Genomic DNA, 22,055 nt, shown 5'->3' with positions numbered 1-22,055 from the left:
CTTCAGCCGTATAGCAACCGCTCCGCCAGCATTTGCGCCACACGGGCGGGCGAACGCTTCTCGGCCTGAGCGTGAGCGAACACCTCGGTCAGGCGCGTCGGGATCCGTGCCAGGTGCGCGGTGATGGTGCCCAGCTCCTCGCCGCGGTGCTTCATTGCCACGTAGATCAAACCACCGGCATTGATCACGTAGTCCGGAGCATAAAGAATCCCGCGAGCCTCCAGTTGGTCAGCCACCTGCAAAGTGGTCAGCTGGTTGTTCGCCGCCCCTGCCACCGCAGCACAGCGTAATTGCATCACCGTCTGGCCATTGAGCACCGGGCCCACGCCACACGGCGCAAAAATATCGCAGGGCGTACTGATCAAGGCATCGTTGGTCACCGGATGGGCGTTGAACTGCTCCACCGCCAGCCGCACCCGACCGGGGTCCAGGTCACTCACCAGCAACTCGGCACCTGCTGCGTACAATTGCTCGGCCAATGCGTAACCCACATTGCCCAGGCCTTGCACCGCAATGCGCAAGCCTTTGAGGTCGCTGCTGCCCAGGCGGGCCAGGCAGGTTGCACGGATACCGGCGAATACCCCCATGGCCGCATGTGGCGAGGGATCACCCGAGGCCGTTGTGCTGGTCACATGGGGCGTACTCTGGGCGATGCAATCCATGTCCAGCGTGGAGGTGCCGCTGTCCACAGCGATGATGAAACGCCCCTGCAGGGTATCGACGAAGTGCCCCAGCGCCTCGAACAGCGCCGCGCGGTTTTCCACGTGCGGGTTGCGCATGACCACCGCCTTGCCACCCCCCAACGCCAGCCCGGCCAGCGCCGCCTTGTAGCTCATGCCTTGCGCCAGGCGGATGGCATCGGCCATGGCGCTCTCGTCGTCGGCGTAGGGCAGGTAGCGGCAACCTCCCAGCGCCGGGCCTCTAATCTCGTTATGAATGGCCACCACAGCCTTGAGGCCGGTTTTCGGGTCGGTGAACAGGTGCAGTGACTGAGTGCGGGTGCTTTGCATCAGCGCGAACATCGGCGGGCTCCCCTGGGAGGTGCTCCTAGCAGTATAGGCATCCACATGCACGCCAAGCTGCGACCGGACCACTGGACGAATCACGACGCCAGCGCTATTACTCAAGGGTATGCGGAGATGCCCCCATGAACCCACGCCAAGCCTGCCTGGCCTGCCTGGAACGCGAACCGGTCGCCTTGCTGGAAGCTGCCTTGTGGATTGCCGCCGAGCACGATCGCAAGGTCGAGCCCGCAGCCAGCCTTGCCAGCCTGCACCACCTGCAAGCCGAAATCAGCGCCAGCCTGCCGATGCTGCCGGTGTGCGAGCTGGCTCAGCCACTGCTGCGCCAACTCAATGCGCTGGGCTTCCAGCAGGATGAATTCCACCCACTGCGCCCGCAGGCAGCACTGATGGACAAGGTTTTGCTGCGCCGCCGGGGCCAACCGCTGGCGCTGGCCATCATTACCCTGGAGCTGGCCCGGCGCCTGTCCATAGCGCTGGAGGGTGTGGCATTCCCAGGGCACTTTCTGCTGCGGGTACCCGGTGCCGATCACCTGCTCGACCCTTGCGGTGGCCGGCGCCTGTACCCCAATGATTGCCGCGAGTTGCTGGCCCGCCAGTTTGGCCCGCATGTGCCGCTGACAGCCGAGCACTTGCGCACGGCCAGCCCGGCCCAGATGCTGCAGCGCCTTTCGCGTAATTTGCGCCAGCTGCATATCAGCAATGACAACCACCTGGCCGCGCTGGTCGACGCCGAACGGGTCATGCAACTGGGCCCGGTGCAAGTCAGCGACTATATGACCCGCGCCTCGCTCTACCAACACCTCGACTGCCCGCAGGCCGAACGCTTCGACCTGGAGCATGCCTTGCTGCTCACCGAGGATCCGGTCCAGCGCCTGAAGCTGTCCGAACGCATCGGCCAGCTACCGCTGGCGAACCGTTCGATTCACTGAGGCGGTGTATCCGGCTGGCAGGACGGGTGCGCCTTGGCGAATGCAGCATGCCTGGCGGCCAATGCCGCAACCCGGCGGATACGCGGATAGCTGCCAAGGTCGATGTTGAATCGCTCGGCGGCATACAGTTGCGGGACCAGATAGACGTCTGCCAGCCCCGGCGCCTCACCAAAGCAGTAGCCATCATCGCCGATCAGCTGCTCTACAGCCGCCAGGCCTTGGCCAATCCAGTGGGCAATCCACTGGTTGACCTGGGCCTCGTCATGGCCCAACTGGCGCAACTGGTTGAGCACACTGACGTTGTGCAACGGATGGATATCGCAACCGATGATGGCCGCCACACCGCGCACCCTGGCCCGTGCTGCAGCGCCACGGGGCAACAGCGCAGGCTGTGGATAAACCTCTTCCAGGTACTCGATGATCGCCGGCGACTGCACCAGCAGCTGGGCATCGTCGGTGCGCAGAGCCGGTACCCGGCCCTGCGGATTCACCGCTACATACTCGGTACCGCGCTGCTCGCCCTTGAGCAGATTGACCGGCAGGGCCTGGTAATCCAGGCCCTTGAGCGCCAGGGCAATGCGCACCCGGTAGGAAGAGGTGGAACGGTAGTAGGTGTACAGCTCCATTGCCCTGCTCCCTCAGTTGGCGGCGATGATCTTGCCGCGGCACTCACCAAAGCCGATGCTGGCCACGCCATCACGCTTGCAACGGGCACGCAGGATGATCTCATCGCCATCCTCGAGGAACTTGCGCTGCTCGCCACTGGCCAGCTCCACCGGCTGCTTGCCACCCAAGGTGGTCTCCAGCAGGCTGCCGTAGGCGTCGGGCGAAGCGCCGGACAGCGTGCCCGAACCGAACAGGTCGCCTGGCTGCAACTGGCAGCCGTTGACACTGTGATGGGCAATCAGCTGTGCCACGGTCCAGTACATGTTCAGGGTGTTGCTCAGCGCCAGGCGGTGGGCCGGCAAGCCCTGCTCACGCATGCGCTCGGTGATCAGCAGCACTTCCAGCTCGATGTCGAAGGCGCCATTGGCCTGGTCACGCGGGTCAAGCAGGTAGGGCAACGGTTGTGGATCACCTTGCGCACGCGCCGGTTGGGCGCAGCGGAAAGGCTCCAGAGCCTCGGCGGTGACCACCCAGGGCGACAGCGTGGTGATGAAGCTCTTGGACAGGAACGGCCCCAGCGGCTGGTATTCCCAGGCCTGGATATCACGCGCCGACCAATCGTTGAGCAGGCACAGGCCTGCCAGGTGCTGATCGGCTTCAGCGATCGGAATCGCCTGCCCCATCTCGTTACCCCGGGCAATCCAGATACCCAGCTCAAGTTCGTAATCCAGGCGCGCACACGGGCCGAAGCTCGGTTCGGTGTGCCCGGCGGGCAGCGTCTGGCCCTTGGGGCGGCGTACATCGGTGCCTGACGGGCGCAGCGTCGAGGCGCGGCCGTGGTAGCCGATCGGCACGTACTTGTAGTTGGGCAGCAGTGGGTTATCGGGGCGGAACAGCTTGCCGACGTTGGTAGCGTGCTGGATGCCTACGTAGAAATCGGTGTAGTCGCCGACTTTGGCTGGCAGGTGCAACTGGCAATCGCCGGCAGGATGCAGCGCGCCCTTGAGCACAGCCTGATGCTCGCTGTGTTCGCCCAACAGCGCCAGCAACCGCTCGCGCAACGCCACGCGGGCCTCTCGGCCCAAGGCGAAGAAGGCGTTCAGCGCACCACCGCGGGTAGCCTCCACGGCGGCCTTGGCCTGGCCTTCGAACAGCCCGGCAGCCAGCACGGCCTCCAGGTCAAGAATCGCATCACCGATGGCAACGCCGCAGCGCAGCGTTTCACCTGGGCGGCTGAAGATGCCCAGCGGCAGGTTCTGCAGCGGGAAGTCGCTGTGCCCGTTGGCGTGCTCGACCCAACTACGGGCAATGGCGGACTGGTTCATGGGTTATCTCCGGTTCGGGTTGAAGGTGCTCGGCAAGGTGGCCCAGCAACTATCGTAGTCGGCCTGCAACTGCGGGCACTCGAGCGCCTGCAGGCTCGGGCGCAGCACTTGGCTGGTCTCGAACATGAAGGCCATGGTGTTGTCGATCTTGTGCGGCGCAAGGTCGGCGGCAATGGCTTTTTCGCAGGTTTCGGCATCGGGCCCGTGGGCGCTCATCACCCCGTGCAGCGAAGCGCCACCGGGCAGGAAACCTTCGGCCTTGGCATCGTAGGCACCGCTGATCAGGCCCATGAACTCGTTCATCAGGTTGCGGTGGAACCACGGGGGACGGAAGGTGTTCTCGGCCACCATCCAGCGCGGCGGGAAGATCACGAAGTCCATGTTGGCCAGACCATGCACGCTGGTCGGTGACGTCAACACGGTGAAGATCGACGGATCGGGGTGATCGAAGCTGACCGTGCCGAGGGTGTTGAAACGACGCAGGTCATACTTGTAGGGCACGTTGCTGCCGTGCCAGGCGACCACATCCAGTGGTGAGTGCTGCAGCTCACAGGCCCAGTGTTCGCCCAGGAACTTCTGCACCAGCTGCACCGGGCCTTCAGCCTCCTCGTAGCGCGCTACCGGGGCCAGGAAGTCTCGGGGGTTGGCCAGGCCATTGCTGCCGATCGGGCCCAGGTCCGGCAGGCGCAACGGCGCGCCGTGGTTCTCGGCAATGTAGCCCCGGGCCTGGCCATCAGGCAGTTCGACGCGAAACTTCATGCCGCGCGGGACCACTGCGATTTCCTGCGGCTCGACCTCCAGCAGCCCCAACTCAGTGGCGATGCGCAGGCGGCCCTGCTGCGGCACTATCAGCAGTTCACCGTCAGCGTTGAAGAACACCCGTTCCATCGAGCGGTTGGCGCAGTAGATATAGACACTCACCCCCGCCGGTTTGTCCGCAGCGGAATTGGCCACCATTGGCAGCCAGCCTTCGATGAAGTCAGTTGGTTCAGCGGGGAGCGGTTGAGGGTTCCAACGCAGGCGATTGGGGGTGACGGCGCCCAGCGGCCCGTTCAGTGGCTGACGCGCCAGCCGCTCAAAGCGTGGGTGCAAGGCGGACGGGCGGATGCGATACAGCCAGGTCCGGCGCAGTTCGCTGCGCGCCATGGTGAACGCCGTACCCGACAGTAGCTCGGCATACAGGCCGTAGGGGGCCTTCTGCGGAGAATTTTGCCCGACGGGCAGGGCCCCGGGCAGGGCTTCACTGGCGAACTCATTGCCGAAGCCGCTCAGGTACTGAAGGTCGGGTGACGTGTCGCGGTTCATCGATGCCTCCGGATTTTGTTTTTATCGTAATCAGATTACGAATAACGTAATTTGCTCCGTGCAACCCGTCAAGCTATAAAGGCGCGACTCGACGAATCCGGAAAACCCAACCCATGGCCAAAGCCAGCTCCCCCACCGACAACGGCAAGCAGAAGGTCCGCTCGGCGGAAGTCGGCACCGACATCCTCAAGGCCCTCGCCGAGCTCTCCCCGTCCACCTCCCTGTCGCGGTTGGCCGAGCACGTGCAGATGCCCGCGAGCAAAGTGCACCGTTACCTGCAAGCACTCATTGCCAGTGGCTTTGCCGAGCAGGATGCGGCCACCAACCACTACGGGCTGGGCCGAGAAGCATTGCGCGTGGGGCTGGCAGCGCTGGGCAGTATCGATGTGCTGAAGCTGGCGGCGCTGCCCTTGTCGCAGCTTCGCGACGAGCTCAACGAAAGCTGCTTCATCGCCGTGTGGGGCAATCAGGGAGCAACGGTGGTCAGCATCGAGCCTGCTGTACGGGCAGTCACGGTGGTGACCCAGATCGGCTCGGTGTTGCCGCTGCTCAGTTCCTCTACCGGGCTGGTGTTTGCCGCGTACTTGCCTGAGCGCGAAACCCTGGAGCTGCGCGACAAGGAACTGGCCGTGCTGCAGCAGAGCGCGAGCGATTACGACCGGCTGCTGGCAGGCATTCGTGAACGGGGGCTGCACCATGTGCACGGCTTGCTGATGCCGGGCGTGGATGCGCTCTCGGCCCCCGTGTTCAATGCCATGGGGCAGATCGCTGCGGTGATGACGGTGGTAGGGCCGACCTCGATATTCCACGCCGATGAACATGGGCCGGCGGCGCAGCGCCTGCTGGCAGCAGCGCGCGATACCAGTTGGCGCATGGGTCACTCGCCGAAGGCCTGAGAAGGGCCGTGGCACTATTGCCTGAAACGTAAAGGTGAATGTCGCAAGCGGCTATTTTTCCTGCCGGATCAAGCGCTTATTCTTGAATCACTGGCCGGCATGAAGGGCACTCCCCCCGCCTTTCAGGCCTGCGAGGTTCACCGACGTTGATTTTGAAGCTCCTTGATCTGACGTCTCGATTGGCCGCTGCGCTTGCAGCGGCCTTTTTTTTGAGGTGTGCTCTGGCGGCCAGAAGACCGAGCGGCGACCGCGATGGTGCTCGTTTTCAAGGACGCTGCAGCGGATACTGCTGCAGGTTCGTCATCATCTGCTGCAACGCCTGCAAGCTGTCCTGCGGGTGCACCGCATCAGCGAAATCACCAATCTGCGCCCAGCTGTCAGCCACCTGCTCAGGGCTAAAACCTTCCCTCGGGTCGAAGCCGACACCCAGGCTACGCTCCCAGCGCACCTTGCCAATCCAGCCCCCGCCCACCTCGAACAGCTCACCGCTGCTCTGGCACTGCTCGCTGCCCAGGTAAACCACCAGGGGGCTGACCAGTTCAGGCTTGAGGCGTTCGAACACCTGTGCCGGGATCAGCCCTTCGGTCATGCGCGTGCCACCGGTGGGCGCGATGGCATTGACCAGTACGCCGTGTTTGCGCCCTTCGATGGCCAGGGTACGGGTCAAGCCATATAACCCAAGCTTGGCCATGCCGTAATTGGCCTGGCCGAAGTTGCCATAGATACCGGAGGTCGAAGCAGTGAAGATCACCCGCCCCCAGTTCTGCTCGCGTAAATGGGGCCAGGCAGCGCGGGTAACCTTGTAGGCGCCCTCGACATGGACCCGGTAAACCTGATCCCAATCACTGTCGTCCATCTTGTGGAACGTCTTGTCACGCAGGATGCCGGCATTGTTGACCAGTACATCGACCCGACCAAAGCTGTCCAGCGCCTGTTCGACGATGCGTGCGCCGTCACTGACGGAGTCGTGGTTGGCCACAGCCGTACCACCTGCGGCGCGGATCTGCTCGACAACCCGATCGGCCGCCGAAGCGCTGGCGCCTTCCCCATGGGTGGAACCCCCAAGATCGTTGACCACCACCTTGGCGCCACGTGCGGCGAACAACAGTGCATGGGCGCGGCCCAGGCCACCACCGGCCCCCGTGACGATCACCACACGGTCTTGCAGACTTACCGGCTCGCTCATGCTCTTGGCTCCAGACAGGTTGAAGGCCTCGAGTGTCCACCAGCCTCTGCCAGCGGACAATCAAGCTCACTCAGCCTGAATGCCAGGCGATAACGCGCAACGATGTCAGTGGCTCAGGACCAGGCCACTTTTTGCGGGAAGTAGCTCAGCGGCTGTTCGCGAAAGGCCAGATAGTGACGCAATACCTGCGCAGGGGCTTCGGTGTGCGGGTAATGGCCAATGCCTTGCAATTGCACGATGTCCGGGTTGGGCACCAGTTGCTGGTAACGCTCGACCATCTGCGCTCCGCTAAGCGGATCGACCACGCCGTTGATAAAACGCAGCGGCACGCCCTCACGCTGCAGCGCACCCACCCAGCGCTCGCGATGCAGCCTGCGCTCGGTCACGAAACCGACCAGCTTGTGCAGGATGCGAGTGCCGCCGTTGGAAGCGATCAGGCTCCAGAAGTCATCCAGCGCGCTTTCACTGGGGTGAGTGCACGGCCCATAGACCTGGCTGACGTTGCGCACCAGGTCGTCGCGCCCGAACGAACGCGCCACCAGCCAACCCAGGCGGCTGAGCAGCAGCTTCTGTATCAACAGTACCCGGCAGCTTTCAGGGAACAGACCGCTGTTGAGGAACACGCAACTGGCGATGTCGGCACGCTGTTCATGGTGTCGCGCCAGCAACTCCTGGGCCACACTGCCGCCGTAATCGTGTGCCAGCAGGTGCACAGGCTGGTCGACCTTGAGGTGGGCGAGCAAGGCCTGCTGCAGGTCGGCTTGCTCGATCAGGCTGTAGCCATGGTTGAGCGGCTTGGCCGAATCGCCAAAGCCGAGCATGTCGCAGGCGATGAGGCGAAAGCGCTGGGCCAGCGGCGTCCAGAGGTAATGCCAATCCCAACTTGCCGTCGGGAATCCATGCAACAGCAGCAGGGGCTCTCCTTGCCCTGCGGTCCAGTAGCGGATGCTCTGGCCCCGGAATGAAAAACTCTGACTCCGGGTACGCCAGACGCACAATGGTATCTCGGCCAAAGGCATCAGATTCGTCCCGGTATGCAAAGGTTGTGGTTATAGGGCAAGGCTGCGGTCATTGCATTTCACCTCGGCACATACATGTGCTCTCTATGTCGAGGCTGAGTCTAGTCAGCCGCCCACTCGGTGAAACTTGCGTTGACAGCCAGCTTGATGACCGAGCGAGTCAGTGGCACGAACGGTCACTGCGCACGCGGGTCGCCACTACAACCTCAGGCCGTCAGGGCCTGGGCAAATGCTGCCAACCACGGTTCGGCGTCAGTCTCCGGGGTTACTGTCTCGCTGGCATCGAGCTTGAGCATCGGCTGCAGTTCACGCACACCCAATTCGGCAAACAGTTCACGCAACTGCTCGCCACCGCCGCAGTAAGTATCGCCATAACTGGAGTCGCCCAACGCAATGACCGCCCCCGGCAAGCCACGCCAGGCGGCGGGCAGGGTGTCACGGATGCTGCTGTACAGCGCCATGAGGTTGTCCGGCAGTTCACCCATGCCGGTGGTGGAGGTCACTGCCAGCAACGCTTCTGGCGCAAAACCTTCGAGATCCTGTTGGGTGGCGCGGGCAGCGTGCCAGGCATCATGGCCTGCAGCCTTGAGCAGCGACTCGGCATGACGGGCAACTTCTTCGGCAGTACCGTACACGGAGCCGGAAATAATGGCGATTTTCATCGAGAGATGGATTCCGAAACTGAGTGAAAACGTAGGATACTAGCATCCGGCGGTGGCAAAAGGCCGCCCATCCCTATGCCCCCTTTGTCTACTGGCCAGGACATGATCAACGCACAACTGCTGCAATCGATGGTCGATGCGTCCAACGACGGCATCGTGGTCGCCGAACAGGAAGGCGATGACACCATTCTGATCTACGTCAACCCGGCGTTCGAGCGCCTGACCGGCTACAGCCGCGACGAGATCCTTTACCAGGATTGCCGTTTCCTGCAGGGCGATGACCGGGACCAGCTTGCCCGAGCGCGCATTCGCAAGGCGCTGGCCGAAGGCCGTCCCTGCCGCGAAGTACTGCGCAACTACCGCAAGGACGGCAGCGCCTTCTGGAACGAGTTGTCGATCACGCCGGTGAAATGCGATGCCGATCATCGCACGTATTTCATCGGCATCCAGAAGGATGTCAGCCGCCAGGTCGAGCTGGAACGTGAACTGGCTGAGATGAACGTTCGTCGGAATTTCGACAAGCGCCAGGAACCAAGCGCTTAAGGCAGAGTCAATCCCGTTGAAGAAGCCGTCAACTCCGAGTTCGATCATGCACGCCAATGCGCTTTTGACCCAGGACGAGCTGGATTTCATCCAGGACATGCAGCATTCCCCGCAATTGAACCAGACCGACCCGATGTCGAGCCTGCTGGTCAATGGCGACCGTCGTATTCAGTCGTTGCTGGCTCGGCTGGTGGCCAACGAGCAAGTCACCCTGCAGGCACAGTTCAACAACCAGCAGATCAACTTCCCCCTGCACCTGGTGGAAGACGAGTTCCACGCCGTGCACTTGCAGATCGGCTCGCCGGAAATCTACGAAGACGGCCCGATGCTGCGCCCTTGGCGCCTGTCGATGGACCAGCCCACTGCGCTGCTGGATGCGCACGGGAAGGTTAGCGGGCTCTTCGTGCGCGAGATTTCGTTCAAAGGGGCGCTGCTGGAAATTCGCGGCCTGCCCGAAGCGCCTTCGCGCTTCGACCTGCGCTTCGCGCCAGGGGGCATCCCGGCCATCACACTGCACGGCAGGCTACGCCGGCGTATTGGCTCGGATCTCGCTGCCTACGACCTCAGCCGCAGCCCGGCGCAAGAAACCGAGCGCTTGCGTGAATACATTCTGCAGGCTCACCTTCAGGCCCACCCGGAGCTGCACGCTCAGCTGTCGAGCTGACCGGCCAGGTATTGCCGCAGGCGCCGCCGCATCAGGCTTACCTCTGCACCCAGGCACGCCACCGGGCTGCCGGCCAGGCTTTCCTGGGCCATTTCGGCAGCCTCCCCCGCCAGTAGCAATGGGCACTCAAGCCCGGCAGCCAGACGGCTCAAGCGCTTGCTCAGCTCAGCGGTCGGCGCGTGGTTGGAGAACAGCACCAAAGCATCGGGCCGGAGCTTTCCAGAGACGACCGCCAATTCATCCAGCGGCTGCCCAGGCGTCAACACCGTCACCCCGACATCATCGCTGCACAACAACAGGCCGGTGACCAGCAGCTCCAGTTCCAGGCACTGCCCTGGCAACGGTGCCAGTAGCACGCAGCGGCTGCGCTGCCGACGCGTGAGCTGCAGGCGCGAGAACACCCGGGCACGCAAGAACTGATCGAGGAACAGCCACTCGCTGGCCTGGCCGAACGCACCCTGCCCCGCCGCCAGGTCGTGCCAGACAGGCATGAACACATCAGCGAAAACCTGGTCCTGACTGATGCAGGCAAACACCTGGTCGAACAAGCGGTCAAGGCTCGCGGCATCAAAGCGTTGCACGGCCTCGCGCAATTGCGCCTGCCAGCGGATGGCGGAATCGGCTGCAAACGCGTCATGCACGTTCGCCTGATCACGCGCCAGGATACTGCCGACCTTGCTGACCGCCACACCGCGTTCGAGCCACCCGAGGATGCGCCGGATTTCGTCGATGTCTGCCAGCGAATAGAGCCTATGGCCACTGTCGGTGCGTGTTGGCTGGATCAGCCCATAGCGCCGCTCCCAGGCACGCAAGGTCACGGCATTGACCCCGGTGAGCCGGGAAACTTCACGAATCGGGTACAGCTCCGAATGCTGCAGGCCTGCTTCGACTTGCGCGATAAGTCCCTGTTTGTCCATCTGCACTAAGTGACCTGTGCGCAAAAAATTGGAGGTACAGTCTACTACGACCGGGAACGTCTCACGTTAGCCTCCCTTTTGCAGCGGAGCAGTTGCCAACGAAGTCCAATAAGCGATAATCCGCGCCCGATTCTTGCATGCAAGCCTGCGTCGCCCACCACCCCGGGCCACGCAGCCAAGGGGCCGGCTACCCGCCAGCCCCGTCGCCAGGAGATACACGATGTCTACCCCACCCGTCACCCTGATGGTGTCGCGCCGCGCCGCCCATGGCCGCTACCAGGACCTGCTGGCCTGGCTGCACGAAGGCGAGCAGCTGGCTACCGACTTCCCCGGCTATCTCGGTTCAGGCATCCTCGCACCGCCCCGCGACAGCGATGAATTCCAGATCATTTTCCGCTTCAGCGATGAACCCACCCTGCACGCCTGGGAGCATTCCGCGTCGCGCCGGGCCTGGCTGCAACGCGGCAACGGCCTGTTCGAGCGCCCCAAAGAAAGGCGCGTCAGTGGCATTGATGACTGGTTCGGCACCAACACAGTGCAAAAACCACCGCGCTGGAAACAGGCAATCGCGATCTGGCTGGCATTTTTCCCCGTCTCGCTGCTGTTCAACGTGCTGTTCGGCCACTGGCTGACCGAATTTGAACTGGTGCCGCGCGTGATGCTCAGCACCCTGGCCCTGACGCCGCTGATGGTGTACCTGTTCATTCCCCTCTCCACCCGCCTGCTGGCCGGCTGGCTTCATGCCTCGCCGCCCTCAGGCGCCGCACTGCGCAGCCGCTGAGGCCAGGCCATACACGAGGGAAACAGTTCGGGTATGCTGGGCGGCAACGACAGGAAAGACAAGTTGACCGCCCGCACATGAACAGCCCAATTCTCGTTACCGGAGCCAGCCAGCGCGTCGGGCTGGCCTTGGCCCTTGAGCTGGCAGAGGCCGGCCATACCGTGGTCAGTGCCAGCCGCAGCGTCCAGCCCCAGCCTGCGCACCCCAACATCGTGCAGTTCCAGGCCGACCTTTGCCTGGCGGCCGACCGCCAGGCGCTGATCGACCACCTGCAGCAGCACTACGATGGGCTGCGCGCGATCATCCACAATGCCTCTTTGTGGCTCGACGATGGCCTGGACAACCTGCAGACCATGTTCCGCCTCCACGTCGAGGCGCCCTACCACCTGAACCTGGCGCTGGGTGATTTGCTGAACAAGGTCGACAAGGCCGATATCATCCATATCTGCGACGAAACCTCCTCGCGTGGCAGCAAGAGCCATATCGGCTATGCCGCCACCAAGGCAGCGCTGCAGAACATGGTGCTGTCGTTCGCCGAAAAATATGCGCCCAAGGTACACGTCAACGGTATCCTGCCCGGGCTGCTGATCCTCAAGGAAGGGGGCGACGAAGCCTATCGCCAGCAGACCCTGAAAAAGGCCCTGCTGGAATTCGAACCCGGCGCCGGCCCGCTGATCGAGACGGTCAAATACCTGCTCGACAGCCAATACAGCACCGGCAGCCAGGTGGTCATCAACGGTGGCCGCCACCTGAAGAATCGCATGACCTGAGAGAAGCCCATGACTGCGCAAGAACAACTCGAACTCGAGGCCGCCGCCTTCCGGCGCCTGGTCGCACACCTGCAGAACCGCACCGATGTGCAGAACATCGACCTGATGAACCTCTCCGGCTTCTGCCGTAACTGCCTGTCCAAGTGGTACAAGGCCGCGGCCGACGAACGCCAGGTCGACATCAGCCTGGATGACGCCCGCGAAGCGGTGTATGGCATGCCCTACGCAGAATGGAAAACCCAGTACCAGAAAGAAGCCAGCGCCGACCAGCAAGCGGCGTTTGAAAAAGGAAAACCTCGTGACTGATCTGAACACCCTGCGCGCCAGCCTGGCCAGTGGCGAACACGCCTTTGCCGACACCCTGGCGTTCATCGCCGCCCACTACAGCTACCAACCACAGGCCTTCACCAACGGTGGCGTGGAAAACGCCGCCGGGCAGAACGAAGGCTCGTGCAAGACGCTGGGCCTGGCCCTGCTGGAAGGCCTGAGCGACCAGGAGGCGCTGCTGGCCTTCGGTGAACACTACCGCGACGTGATGGCCACGCCCGAGGGCACTGACCATGGCAACATCCGTGCGCTGATCGCGCATGGCCTGGCAGGCGTGAAGTTCACCGCCCAGCCGCTTTCGCGCAACGCCTGATACTGCCGGGCCGGGCAGGCCCCATCAGCTGATGATCTGCCCCGGCCCGTCGGCCGGCAACCCGCCGCGCTGCAACCACGCCAGCGCAATCGGCCACAGGCTCTCGCGGAATCGGTCATGGAAAAACGCGAAGTGGCCAATGTCCTCGACCGCGATATCCACAGGTGCGATCCGCAGATGCCGACGCTCGGCGCCTTCCAGATAACCTAGCAATCGCTCTGTAGCGGCAACCGTGCCAAACGGGTCATCGGCCAGGCTGATCGCCAACGTTGCCGCCCGCACCTGAGCAAACGGCAAGTACTGCAACTGGCGCCCGCTGGGCCTTTGCTCGTAGCGCGCAGTACGGGTAGTCCAGTCCTGCACCACACCGGCAGGCGTGTCTTCCATCCAGCCCAGGCGCTTGCCGGGGAAGTAACCGAACACACGGGTCAGCAACGGCATCGCCACATGCCATTTACCGAACAGTCGCCAACGCTGATCGGCCGCGTAGTCACGCCAGTAGGCGAACTGCGCACCCACCATCACCACCCGCCTGATCCGCTCGGCAGACGGCGCCAGCCCTACGGCGCAACCGCCGAAGCTGTGCCCAACGACATCCACCGGCTGGCAGGGAAATGCCTGGGCCGCGTACGCCAGCATGGCTTCGAAATCCAGCCTGCCCCAGTCGCTCCAGGAGGCCTGGAAACCGCGCAAGGAAGGCGGCCGGGATTCGCCGATGCCGCGGTAGTCATAGGTCAACACGTCGCAGCCTTGGGCGAACAGGTAATCGGCAAAGCGGGTGTAGTAACGGCAGCGCACGGACGTGGCGGCATTGATGATCACCAGCGGGCGCTGGGGATTGGCCAGGGCGTGGCGCCAGTAGAAACCACCAAGGCTGTAGCCGTCGGCTGTGGTCTGGCGAAAAGGCGTGGCCGGTCGGGTGAGGCTGCTCATGGCGCGCTTCCTGTTGTTGTGCGCCAACGCTAGCAAAAAACGCGAGGGCTGTACCGGCCCTTTCGCGGGGCCGGTACAGCCAGAGGGCTTACAGCTCGACGCAGTCGAACTTCACATCGGTCGCCACATCTTCGTCGTAGTTGACGTCAGCGCGCTCGAAGCCGAACAGGTTGAGGAACTGCTTCTTGTAACCTTTGTAGTCGGTCAGTTCGAACAGGTTCTCGGTGGTCACTTGCGGCCACAGGGCCTTGCAGGCGCCCTGCACGTCGTCGCGCAGCTCCCAGTCGTCCAGGCGCAGGCGGCCCTTTTCGTCCAGCTCCGCCGGGGCGCCGTCAGCACGGTACATGCGGTCACGGAACATGCGGTCCAGCTGGTCCTGGGTACCTTCGTGAACGCCCTTCTCCTGCATGATCTTGAAGACCATCGACAGGTAAAGCGGCATCACCGGAATGGCCGAACTGGCCTGGGTGACCACCGACTTGAGCACGGCCACGTTGGCGCTGCCACCGACCTTGCCGGCCAGGCGCTGGGCGGTTTCGTCCAGGTCCTGCTTGGCCTTGCCCAGGGCGCCGTGCCAGTAGATCGGCCAGGTGATGTCGCTACCGATATAGCTGAAGGCCACGGTGCGAGCCTGTGGCGCGAGCACGCCAGCGGCGTTCAGGGCGTCGATCCACAGTTCCCAGTCCTGGCCGCCCATGACGGTGACGGTGTCAGCGATTTCCTGCTCGGTGGCCGGCTCGATGCTGGCCTCGATGATGGTGTCCTTGTTGGTGTCGATGGCGGTCGACTTGTACGGCTGGCCGATCGGCTTGAGCGCGGAACGGATCACTTCACCGGTCTGCGGCAGCTTGCGCACCGGCGAGGCCAGGGAGTAGATGACCAGGTCGACCTGACCGCCCATTTCGTTCTTGATCAGCTCGATGACCTTGGCACGGGCTTCATCGGAGAAAGCGTCACCGTTGATCGACTTGCTGTACAGGCCCTCGGCCTTGGCGAACTTGTCGAAGGCAGCAGCGTTGTACCAGCCGGCAGTGCCAGCCTTGGTCTCGGTGCCTGGCTTTTCGAAGAACACGCCCAGGGTATCGGCCTTGAAGCCGAAGGCTGCGGTAATGCGTGCCGCCAGGCCGTAGCCGCTGGATGCACCAATGACCAGGACCTTCTTCGGGCCATCCTCGCGCACGCCCAGCTTGCGGGTGGCTTCGATCTGGTCACGGACGTTCAGCTCGCAGCCCTTGGGGTGAGTCGTGGTGCAGATGAAACCGCGAACCTTAGGATGAATGATGGCCAATGTCTGTACCTCGTCAGGTTTATGCAGGGAAGCGCCGCCTTGGGCGATTCCGATTGATCAGAGGGTGAGACTACCCCCACAGGTTATCCGACACATATTACGGGGTGATCAAAGGGATGCAAAACGATGCGCCCCCCGATGAACACTCTGTCGCCGGCAAGATCCGGTGGTTAAGAGCAAAGACCGGACACCAGCCCAGGAGCCATTGATTGGTTTTTCACATCAATGGCAAAGAAAAACAAACTTAACAAATGAGCCAAACCCGCCGAAGCTGGTGGCACTGCGCCCGCTGGGCGCCCACCTGCACACGGAGAACAACAAGATGAACGATGTGGTCATCGTCGCCGCAACCCGCACCGCCATCGGCAGCTTCCAGGGTGCCCTGGCCAACGTGCCTGCGGTAGACCTGGGCGCTGCCGTGATCAAGCGCCTGCTGGAGCAGACCGGGCTGGACCCGGCACAGGTCGATGAGGTGATTCTCGGCCAGGTACTCACCGCCGGCGCCGGGCAGAACCCTGCCCGCCAGGCCGCGATCAAGGCCGGCCTGCCCTACAGTGTGCCGGCGCTGACCCTGAACAAAGTCTGCGGTTCTGGCCTCAAGGCCCTGCACCTGGCGGCCCAGGCCATCCGTTGCGGTGATGCCGAGGTGGTGATCGCCGGAGGCCAGGAGAACATGAGCCTGGCCCCCTACGTGATGCCTTCGGCGCGAACCGGGCAGCGCATGGGCCACGGCCAGTTGGTCGACAGCATGATCACCGACGGCCTGTGGGATGCCTTCAACGACTACCACATGGGCATTACGGCCGAGAACCTGGTGGAGAAGTACAGCATCAGCCGTGAACAGCAGGATGCGTTCGCTGCCCAATCGCAACGCAAGGCCGTGACCGCCATCGATGCCGGCCGCTTCAAGGACGAGATCACGCCCATTGTGATGCCGCAGAAAAAAGGTGACCCCAAGGTCTTTGACCGTGACGAGCAGCCACGCCCGGACACCACCGCTGATTCCTTGGCCAAGCTGCGCCCGGCCTTCAAGAAAGACGGCAGCGTCACCGCTGGCAACGCCTCCAGCCTCAACGACGGCGCCGCTGCGGTGCTGCTGATGAGTGCGGGCAAGGCCAAGGCCCTTGGCCTGCCGGTACTGGCCAAAATTGCCGGCTACGCCAGTGCGGGGGTGGACCCGGCAGTCATGGGCATTGGCCCGGTGTCGGCCACCCAGCGTTGCCTGGACAAGGCTGGCTGGCAATTGGCCGAGCTTGACCTGATCGAGGCCAACGAGGCCTTTGCCGCACAGGCGCTGGCGGTGGGCAAGGCGCTGGAGTGGGATGCCGCGCGGGTCAACGTCAACGGCGGGGCAATTGCCCTTGGGCACCCGATCGGTGCTTCGGGGTGCCGGGTGCTGGTGACCTTGCTGCACGAAATGATCAAGCGCGACGCCAAGAAGGGGTTGGCCACGCTGTGCATCGGCGGGGGCCAGGGTGTCGCTTTGGCGATCGAGCGTTGATCCTGGTTTAAGGCAGACAGCACCGCCCTCATCGCCGGCAAGCCGGCGATGAGGGCGGTACAAGCAGCAAATGCTCAGGCTGTGGCGCGCAACTCACGAGCCGCCGCCACCATGTTCACCAACGCCGCCTCGGTCTCAGGCCAGGCACGGGTTTTCAATCCGCAATCCGGGTTGACCCACAGACGCTCGGCCGGAATACGCAAAGCCGCCTTGCGCAGCAACTTGACCATCTCCTCTCTGGTCGGTACCCGTGGCGAGTGAATGTCATACACACCTGGGCCGATCTCGTTGGGGTAGTCGAACTTCTCGAACGCCTCCAGCAATTCCATGTCCGAACGCGATGTCTCGATGGTGATGACGTCGGCGTCCATCGCAGCGATCGACTCGATCACATCATTGAATTCGCTGTAGCACATGTGGGTGTGGATCTGTGTTTCGTCACGAACGCCCGAAGCGCACAGGCGGAAGGCTTCGGTGGCCCACTCGAGGTAAGCCGGCCAGGCACTGCGGCGCAGCGGCAGGCCTTCGCGGAAGGCGGCCTCGTCGATCTGCACGATCTTGATATCAGCTGCCTCCAGGTCGAGCACTTCATCGCGAATCGCCAGCGCCAGTTGACGGGCCTGGGCTTCGCGGCTGACATCCTCACGCGGGAACGACCACATCAGCATGGTCACCGGGCCGGTCAGCATGCCCTTCATCACTTTGCCGGTCAGCCCTTGTGCATAGCGGGTCCAGGCCACGGTCATCGCCTCAGGCCGGCTCAGGTCACCGTAGATCACCGCCGGCTTCACGCACCGCGAACCATAGCTCTGTACCCAGCCAAAACGGGTGAACAAGTAACCGTCGAGTTGCTCGGCAAAGTATTCCACCATGTCGTTGCGCTCGGCCTCGCCGTGCACCAGTACGTCCAGGCCCAGGTTTTCCTGGATCTGTACGGCATGGCGGATTTCACTGTGCATGGCTTCGACGTAATCGGCTTCGGTCAACTTGCCCTGTTTAAACGCCTGGCGTGCCAGGCGTACGGCAGGGGTCTGTGGGAAAGAGCCGATGGTGGTGGTCGGATAGGCAGGCAGGTTCAGCCCGGCTCGCTGCTTGGCAATGCGCTGGCCGAACGCCGACAGGCGCTGGCTGTCGCCAGGCTTTATCGCGTCGACACGCGCCTGTACGGCAGGCTTGTGGATACGCGGCGAGCTGGCGCGGCCAGCCTGGATGGCACGGCTACGCGCCAGTGCGGCGGCAACTTCGGCAGCGTCCGGCTGATTGACGGTCTTGGCCAGCACGGCGACTTCCTGGCATTTCTGCACGGCGAAGGCCAGCCAGCTTTTCAGCTCGGTGTCGAGCTGGTCTTCACGGCTCAGGTCCACCGGGCTGTGCAACAGCGAACAGGATGGTGCGACCCACAGGCGGTCACCCAGACGCTCGGCAGCGTGACGCAGTACATCAACGGCTTTTTCCAGGTCGCAGGCCCAGACATTGCGGCCGTTGACCAGGCCCAGCGACAGTATCTTGTAGGCCGGCAGGCGGTCGAGGATGGTCGGGTACTGCTCCGGCGCCCGCACCAGGTCGATATGCAGGCCGTCGACGGGCAGGTTGGCGGCAAGGCCGAGGTTTTCTTCCAGGCCGCCGAAATAGGTGGCCACCAGTTTTTTCAAAGGGGCGCGCTGGAGGATGTTGTAGACACGCTCATAGGCGTTTTTCCATTCCTGCGGCAGATCGAGTACCAGGATCGGCTCGTCGATCTGCACCCACTCCACACCCTGACCAGCCAGGCGATTGAGGATTTCGTCGTACACCGGCAGCAAGCGGTCGAGCAGCTCCAGCTTGTCGAAATCGCCACCTTTGGTTTTGCCCAGCCACAGGTAGGTCAGCGGGCCGATCACCACCGGTTTGGCGGCATGCCCCAAGGCCTTGGCTTCGTCAACTTCCTCGAACAACTGCTCCCAGCTCAGGGCGAAATGCTGATCGACGGTAAACTCAGGTACCAGGTAGTGGTAGTTGGTGTCGAACCACTTGGTCATTTCCTGCGCGTGGGCACCGCCGCAGCAGTTGGCACTGCGCTCGGTCGCCACGCCACGGGCCATGGCGAACAGGGTTTGCAGGGTGGGCTTGGCACCGTCATGGCCTCGGAAACGCTCGGGGATGACGCCGAAGGTCAGCGAGTGCGTCAGTACTTGGTCGTACCAGGCAAAATCGCCGACGGGCAACAGCTCGATGCCTGCATCCTTCTGGGCTTGCCAGTGCGCCGCGCGCAAGTCGCGGCCAACCTTGCGCAGGCCGGCTTCGTCCAACTCACCTTTCCAGAAGGCCTCCTGGGCTTTTTTCAGTTCGCGGTCGCGGCCGATACGCGGAAAACCCAGGTTATGTGCCAGTGCCATCTCTTGTCCCTCAGAATGCAAAAAAATAATGAGGGGGATTTTCCGGCCCGCCGCACGATGAGACAAACTCATTTAATTTGAGATGAAGTCAAGATTCTTTCATGATGAATAGGCCGGGCACGTCTTGTTCAGAGCAGCCTGGTACGCTCGCAGACAAGCCTGCGCCCAAGACGCGTCGCACAATGCCTCACTGAACAATCCAGGTGCCCCATTGCCATGAGCCTGCTGAAATCGGCGCTGCGCGAAAAAACCTTCGTCTGCGTCATGGAGTTCGTGCCCAAGCCGTCGGCCGAACGCTTCGCTGCGATGGAGGCGATCATGGCCCGTGGGCACTTGTGCGGCTGGCCAATGACCGTAGCCATCGGCGACCGTGTCGGCAGCCCGCTGGACCTCTCACCATTGGACGCCCTGTCCAGCTTCAGTAAACCCGTCCCTGCCCTGCCCCACTTTTCCGGCAAGGACCGTGAACGCCATGATCTGCTCGCGCAGCTGAAAAGAATGGACGCCGCCGGCCTCGACCAATTGCTGCTACTGACCGGCGATCGCCTGCCAGGCCACCAGCCAGGCGAGCGCCCGGTGCGCTATCTGGAATCGGTCGCCGCACTGCAACTTGCTCGCAAGGCCTGCCCCCACTGGCTGCTGGGGGCTGCACTCAACCCATTCAAATACCGCGAGGAAGAAGGCGGTGCGCAGTATTTCAAGGCAGAGAAGAAGCTCGCTGCGGGCGCCGATTTCCTCACCCTGCAATTAGGCTTCGATGCCAGCAAGCATCAGGAGGCCATACAGTGGATGGGGCGTCAGGCCGAACCCAAGCCGCTACTGGCCTGCCTGATGAGCCTGAGCCATGGCCGTGCAGCGATGCTCGAGCATGTCGCCGGCGTTACCGTATCGCCGTCGATGCGCGACATGCTTGAGGCCGAAGCGGGCGTATCCAAAGCCTATGCCCAGGCACGCAGCCTTGATCGCCTGGCCCTGCAGATCATTGGCGTAAAGTTGATGGGGTATGCCGGGGTGCACCTTTCAGGTGTTCACGAACTCAAGCAACTGCTCGCCCTGGAGGCGCGCATCGAGGACTGGCAAGCACGTGTCCATTCACAGGAACAGTGGACAACGGCCTGGGCCGGCAGCTGGCAGATGCCAGGCCTGCCGGCGGTGACCTTTCACCCACCACAAGCAGACTGGCGCCAAGGCCAGTCGAGGGTCAGCGCAACCGCCAGGGAGAAACTGCGTTATCACCTGCTGCATGGGTTTCACGCCCTGTTGTTCAGCCGTAACAACTGGCTGAGCAAGACCTTTGGCTGGGCCGTGCGCCAGCCGCTGTGGGCCAGCGACAGCGGCGCCCGCTGGCTGCACGGGCTGGAGCGCAGCGTGAAGCGCCCGCTGCTGGGCTGCGACACCTGTGGCCGGTGCCGCCTGGAAGACACCTTGTACATCTGCCCCGAAACCTGCCCCAAGGGCCTGGCCAACGGCCCCTGTGGCGGTACTGCGCTGAACCGCTGTGAGTTCGGCGACCGCGAGTGCATCCACAGCGTCAAATACCGCACCGCCAAAGCCGTGCAACAGACCGCCGTGCTCACCGAACGGCTGATCCCCTGCATCGAGGTACAAACGCGTCACCGCAGTTCATGGCCGCAGTGGTTCGCCGTGCAGACGCCTGCCCGGTTCAGCCCTCAGCCAACGCTTCGAAACCCGCCCGAATCTTCGCCTCAGGCAGTTCATCGGCAATGAACACCATCACGCTTTCGCGCGTTTCGCCTTCGGCCCACTCGGCGTCCCAATCGAAACCATAGAGCTTGAGCACGCCCTGGAACACCAGGCGACGGTCTTCTCCGGCAATGTTGAGCACACCTTTATAGCGCAGCAGTTGCTTGCCGTGAGTCTCGAGCAATTCGTTCATGAAGCCGCTGAGGCGGTCGATGTCCAGGGGGACCTCGGTACGCAACACCAGGGTCGAGATACGATCAGGTGTGGCGGGTTTGAACGCCGGGCGCAGGGTTGGCTTGAGGTTGGCGCCCAGATCCGGGTTGAGGTTGAACCCGCGCACGTCGAGCAGTTCGGCCAGGTCGATACGGCCGTGCTCGACCACGCGCAACGCCGCACGGCCATTGATACGCGCCAGGCGCTCGCGCAAGGCGTCCACCGCCGCCGGCTCGACCAGGTCGGTCTTGCTCAGCAACAGGCGGTCGGCAAAGCCCACCTGGGCCTGCGCGATGGTTTGGGCCAGATGCAGCTCGGCATGGGCCGCATCGACCAGGGTAATGATGCCATCGAGGATATAGCGGTCGCGCAATTGCTCTTCGACGAAGAAGGTCTGCGCCACCGGCGCGGGGTCGGCCAGGCCGGTGCATTCGATCACCAGGCGATCGAAAGCGATCTCCCCGGCGTCCAGGCGCTCGAGCAGCAGGAACAGGGCACGGGTCAGGTCGCCATGAATGCTGCAGCATACACAGCCGTTGGCCAGGGTCATGACCTGCACCGGCTCGTCGCCCAACAGCTGGCTGTCGATGCCTGCCTCACTGAACTCGTTCTCGATCACGGCAATTTTCAGGCCGTGCTCGGCTTTTAGCATGTGCTTGAGCAACGTGGTTTTGCCGGCACCGAGAAAACCGGTGAGCACGGTTACGGGAATTGGCGTCTGCACGCAGAAATCTCCTGAAGCTGAAAATGACTGTGGGAGCCCACAGGCTCCC

Annotated in this window: 22 protein-coding genes; 10 read left to right on the top strand and 12 right to left on the bottom strand. The window is 63.1% G+C overall.

Annotated elements, in window-relative coordinates:
• Positions 1 to 2 precede the first annotated feature (2 nt).
• Positions 3 to 1,022: a Glu/Leu/Phe/Val dehydrogenase dimerization domain-containing protein gene (locus EGJ09_RS10965; RefSeq protein WP_046784739.1), complete on the bottom strand. Its 1,020-nt coding sequence runs from the start codon at positions 1,020 to 1,022 to the stop codon at positions 3 to 5.
• Positions 1,023 to 1,147: 125 nt separating this feature from the next.
• Here EGJ09_RS10965 and EGJ09_RS10960 point away from each other — a divergent pair, with 125 nt between their 5' ends.
• On the top strand, positions 1,148 to 1,954 hold the full coding sequence (locus EGJ09_RS10960; protein ID WP_046784738.1) for a SirB1 family protein: 807 nt from the start codon (positions 1,148 to 1,150) through the stop codon (positions 1,952 to 1,954).
• On the opposite strand, the gene maiA is transcribed toward EGJ09_RS10960, so the two are convergent.
• Genes maiA through hmgA form a run of 3 tightly spaced genes read right to left on the bottom strand, consistent with a single transcriptional unit; the run spans position 1,948 to position 5,190 of the window.
• On the bottom strand, positions 1,948 to 2,580 hold the full coding sequence (gene maiA / locus EGJ09_RS10955; protein WP_125923838.1) for a maleylacetoacetate isomerase: 633 nt from the start codon (positions 2,578 to 2,580) through the stop codon (positions 1,948 to 1,950). The two genes, EGJ09_RS10960 and maiA, sit on opposite strands and share 7 nt — an antisense overlap.
• 12 nt (positions 2,581 to 2,592) lie before the next feature.
• Positions 2,593 to 3,885, bottom strand: coding sequence for a fumarylacetoacetase (gene fahA / locus EGJ09_RS10950; RefSeq protein WP_046784736.1), 1,293 nt, complete (start codon positions 3,883 to 3,885; stop codon positions 2,593 to 2,595).
• A gap of 3 nt (positions 3,886 to 3,888) precedes the next feature.
• Complete coding sequence (gene hmgA, locus EGJ09_RS10945) at positions 3,889 to 5,190, bottom strand: homogentisate 1,2-dioxygenase (protein WP_046784735.1); 1,302 nt, start codon at positions 5,188 to 5,190, stop codon at positions 3,889 to 3,891.
• A 113-nt stretch (positions 5,191 to 5,303) separates the two neighbouring features.
• On the opposite strand from hmgA, the gene EGJ09_RS10940 reads away from it, so the two are divergent.
• Entirely contained in the window at positions 5,304 to 6,086 is a 783-nt protein-coding gene (locus EGJ09_RS10940; RefSeq protein ID WP_046784734.1) for an IclR family transcriptional regulator, read from the top strand.
• Between the two features lie 265 nt (positions 6,087 to 6,351).
• Here EGJ09_RS10940 and EGJ09_RS10935 read toward each other — a convergent pair whose 3' ends face one another.
• The 3 genes from EGJ09_RS10935 to EGJ09_RS10925 all read right to left on the bottom strand — a co-directional run bounded on the left by EGJ09_RS10935 (position 6,352) and on the right by EGJ09_RS10925 (position 8,953).
• Complete coding sequence (locus EGJ09_RS10935; RefSeq protein WP_115273584.1) at positions 6,352 to 7,272, bottom strand: SDR family oxidoreductase; 921 nt, start codon at positions 7,270 to 7,272, stop codon at positions 6,352 to 6,354.
• A gap of 113 nt (positions 7,273 to 7,385) precedes the next feature.
• Positions 7,386 to 8,291 carry an alpha/beta fold hydrolase gene (locus EGJ09_RS10930; RefSeq protein WP_115273583.1) on the bottom strand — a complete coding sequence of 302 codons (906 nt, stop codon included), beginning with the start codon at positions 8,289 to 8,291 and terminating at the stop codon, positions 7,386 to 7,388.
• A 206-nt stretch (positions 8,292 to 8,497) separates the two neighbouring features.
• Positions 8,498 to 8,953 carry a flavodoxin gene (locus EGJ09_RS10925; RefSeq protein WP_046784732.1) on the bottom strand — a complete coding sequence of 152 codons (456 nt, stop codon included), beginning with the start codon at positions 8,951 to 8,953 and terminating at the stop codon, positions 8,498 to 8,500.
• A gap of 102 nt (positions 8,954 to 9,055) precedes the next feature.
• Here EGJ09_RS10925 and EGJ09_RS10920 point away from each other — a divergent pair, with 102 nt between their 5' ends.
• Positions 9,056 to 9,496: a PAS domain S-box protein gene (locus EGJ09_RS10920; RefSeq protein WP_115273582.1), complete on the top strand. Its 441-nt coding sequence runs from the start codon at positions 9,056 to 9,058 to the stop codon at positions 9,494 to 9,496.
• A gap of 46 nt (positions 9,497 to 9,542) precedes the next feature.
• A complete protein-coding gene (locus EGJ09_RS10915) occupies positions 9,543 to 10,160 on the top strand; it encodes a hypothetical protein (RefSeq protein WP_046784730.1) in 618 nt (205 codons plus the stop codon).
• On the opposite strand, the gene EGJ09_RS10910 is transcribed toward EGJ09_RS10915, so the two are convergent.
• On the bottom strand, positions 10,145 to 11,077 hold the full coding sequence (locus tag EGJ09_RS10910) for a MerR family transcriptional regulator (protein WP_119688280.1): 933 nt from the start codon (positions 11,075 to 11,077) through the stop codon (positions 10,145 to 10,147). The two genes, EGJ09_RS10915 and EGJ09_RS10910, sit on opposite strands and share 16 nt — an antisense overlap.
• 220 nt (positions 11,078 to 11,297) lie before the next feature.
• On the opposite strand from EGJ09_RS10910, the gene EGJ09_RS10905 reads away from it, so the two are divergent.
• From EGJ09_RS10905 to EGJ09_RS10890, 4 genes are all read left to right on the top strand, one after another.
• A complete protein-coding gene (locus EGJ09_RS10905; RefSeq protein ID WP_046784728.1) occupies positions 11,298 to 11,858 on the top strand; it encodes an antibiotic biosynthesis monooxygenase in 561 nt (186 codons plus the stop codon).
• Positions 11,859 to 11,935: 77 nt separating this feature from the next.
• Entirely contained in the window at positions 11,936 to 12,628 is a 693-nt protein-coding gene (folM, locus tag EGJ09_RS10900; RefSeq protein ID WP_115273580.1) for a dihydromonapterin reductase, read from the top strand.
• Between the two features lie 9 nt (positions 12,629 to 12,637).
• Positions 12,638 to 12,934, top strand: a complete 297-nt coding sequence (locus EGJ09_RS10895) for a DUF1244 domain-containing protein (protein WP_012312735.1) — start codon at positions 12,638 to 12,640, stop codon at positions 12,932 to 12,934.
• A complete protein-coding gene (locus EGJ09_RS10890) occupies positions 12,927 to 13,268 on the top strand; it encodes a HopJ type III effector protein (protein ID WP_046784726.1) in 342 nt (113 codons plus the stop codon). Before EGJ09_RS10895 ends, EGJ09_RS10890 begins: the two co-directional genes overlap by 8 nt.
• A 24-nt stretch (positions 13,269 to 13,292) precedes the next feature.
• On the opposite strand, the gene EGJ09_RS10885 is transcribed toward EGJ09_RS10890, so the two are convergent.
• Together EGJ09_RS10885 and fabV are read right to left on the bottom strand one after the other, a co-directional pair.
• On the bottom strand, positions 13,293 to 14,201 hold the full coding sequence (locus EGJ09_RS10885; RefSeq protein WP_119688278.1) for an alpha/beta fold hydrolase: 909 nt from the start codon (positions 14,199 to 14,201) through the stop codon (positions 13,293 to 13,295).
• 88 nt (positions 14,202 to 14,289) lie between these two features.
• Positions 14,290 to 15,489: an enoyl-ACP reductase FabV gene (gene fabV / locus EGJ09_RS10880; protein ID WP_115273577.1), complete on the bottom strand. Its 1,200-nt coding sequence runs from the start codon at positions 15,487 to 15,489 to the stop codon at positions 14,290 to 14,292.
• 322 nt (positions 15,490 to 15,811) lie between these two features.
• On the opposite strand from fabV, the gene EGJ09_RS10875 reads away from it, so the two are divergent.
• Positions 15,812 to 16,990: an acetyl-CoA C-acetyltransferase gene (locus tag EGJ09_RS10875; protein WP_125923837.1), complete on the top strand. Its 1,179-nt coding sequence runs from the start codon at positions 15,812 to 15,814 to the stop codon at positions 16,988 to 16,990.
• A gap of 74 nt (positions 16,991 to 17,064) precedes the next feature.
• Here the strand turns inward: EGJ09_RS10875 and metE are convergent, their stop codons facing one another.
• Positions 17,065 to 19,365 carry a 5-methyltetrahydropteroyltriglutamate--homocysteine S-methyltransferase gene (metE, locus tag EGJ09_RS10870; RefSeq protein WP_125923836.1) on the bottom strand — a complete coding sequence of 767 codons (2,301 nt, stop codon included), beginning with the start codon at positions 19,363 to 19,365 and terminating at the stop codon, positions 17,065 to 17,067.
• 216 nt (positions 19,366 to 19,581) lie between these two features.
• On the opposite strand from metE, the gene EGJ09_RS10865 reads away from it, so the two are divergent.
• Positions 19,582 to 21,093: a methylenetetrahydrofolate reductase C-terminal domain-containing protein gene (locus tag EGJ09_RS10865; RefSeq protein WP_125923835.1), complete on the top strand. Its 1,512-nt coding sequence runs from the start codon at positions 19,582 to 19,584 to the stop codon at positions 21,091 to 21,093.
• Here EGJ09_RS10865 and yjiA read toward each other — a convergent pair.
• Entirely contained in the window at positions 21,029 to 22,006 is a 978-nt protein-coding gene (gene yjiA / locus EGJ09_RS10860) for a GTPase (RefSeq protein ID WP_125923834.1), read from the bottom strand. The genes EGJ09_RS10865 and yjiA overlap by 65 nt on opposite strands.
• Positions 22,007 to 22,055: the final 49 nt, after the last annotated feature.

Origin of the sequence: Pseudomonas sp. p106 (assembly GCF_003936645.1) — a bacterium.
Lineage (GTDB): Bacteria > Pseudomonadota > Gammaproteobacteria > Pseudomonadales > Pseudomonadaceae > Aquipseudomonas > Aquipseudomonas putida_E.
The sequence above is the reverse complement of the archived record's forward strand: the minus strand, read 5'-3'. Positions and strand labels throughout refer to the sequence as shown.

Coding starts and splice junctions, on each gene's coding strand:
- EGJ09_RS10930 (WP_115273583.1), bottom strand. CDS start 8,291: ATGCCTTTGGCCGAGATACCATTGTGCGTCTGGCGTACCCGGAGTCAG.
- EGJ09_RS10920 (WP_115273582.1), top strand. CDS start 9,056: ATGATCAACGCACAACTGCTGCAATCGATGGTCGATGCGTCCAACGAC.
- EGJ09_RS10865 (WP_125923835.1), top strand. CDS start 19,582: ATGAGCCTGCTGAAATCGGCGCTGCGCGAAAAAACCTTCGTCTGCGTC.
- EGJ09_RS10940 (WP_046784734.1), top strand. CDS start 5,304: ATGGCCAAAGCCAGCTCCCCCACCGACAACGGCAAGCAGAAGGTCCGC.
- EGJ09_RS10965 (WP_046784739.1), bottom strand. CDS start 1,022: ATGTTCGCGCTGATGCAAAGCACCCGCACTCAGTCACTGCACCTGTTC.
- fahA (WP_046784736.1), bottom strand. CDS start 3,885: ATGAACCAGTCCGCCATTGCCCGTAGTTGGGTCGAGCACGCCAACGGG.
- EGJ09_RS10915 (WP_046784730.1), top strand. CDS start 9,543: ATGCACGCCAATGCGCTTTTGACCCAGGACGAGCTGGATTTCATCCAG.
- EGJ09_RS10935 (WP_115273584.1), bottom strand. CDS start 7,272: ATGAGCGAGCCGGTAAGTCTGCAAGACCGTGTGGTGATCGTCACGGGG.
- EGJ09_RS10960 (WP_046784738.1), top strand. CDS start 1,148: ATGAACCCACGCCAAGCCTGCCTGGCCTGCCTGGAACGCGAACCGGTC.
- EGJ09_RS10925 (WP_046784732.1), bottom strand. CDS start 8,953: ATGAAAATCGCCATTATTTCCGGCTCCGTGTACGGTACTGCCGAAGAA.
- EGJ09_RS10910 (WP_119688280.1), bottom strand. CDS start 11,077: ATGGACAAACAGGGACTTATCGCGCAAGTCGAAGCAGGCCTGCAGCAT.
- folM (WP_115273580.1), top strand. CDS start 11,936: ATGAACAGCCCAATTCTCGTTACCGGAGCCAGCCAGCGCGTCGGGCTG.
- metE (WP_125923836.1), bottom strand. CDS start 19,365: ATGGCACTGGCACATAACCTGGGTTTTCCGCGTATCGGCCGCGACCGC.
- EGJ09_RS10875 (WP_125923837.1), top strand. CDS start 15,812: ATGAACGATGTGGTCATCGTCGCCGCAACCCGCACCGCCATCGGCAGC.
- maiA (WP_125923838.1), bottom strand. CDS start 2,580: ATGGAGCTGTACACCTACTACCGTTCCACCTCTTCCTACCGGGTGCGC.
- EGJ09_RS10885 (WP_119688278.1), bottom strand. CDS start 14,201: ATGAGCAGCCTCACCCGACCGGCCACGCCTTTTCGCCAGACCACAGCC.
- EGJ09_RS10895 (WP_012312735.1), top strand. CDS start 12,638: ATGACTGCGCAAGAACAACTCGAACTCGAGGCCGCCGCCTTCCGGCGC.
- EGJ09_RS10905 (WP_046784728.1), top strand. CDS start 11,298: ATGTCTACCCCACCCGTCACCCTGATGGTGTCGCGCCGCGCCGCCCAT.
- hmgA (WP_046784735.1), bottom strand. CDS start 5,190: ATGAACCGCGACACGTCACCCGACCTTCAGTACCTGAGCGGCTTCGGC.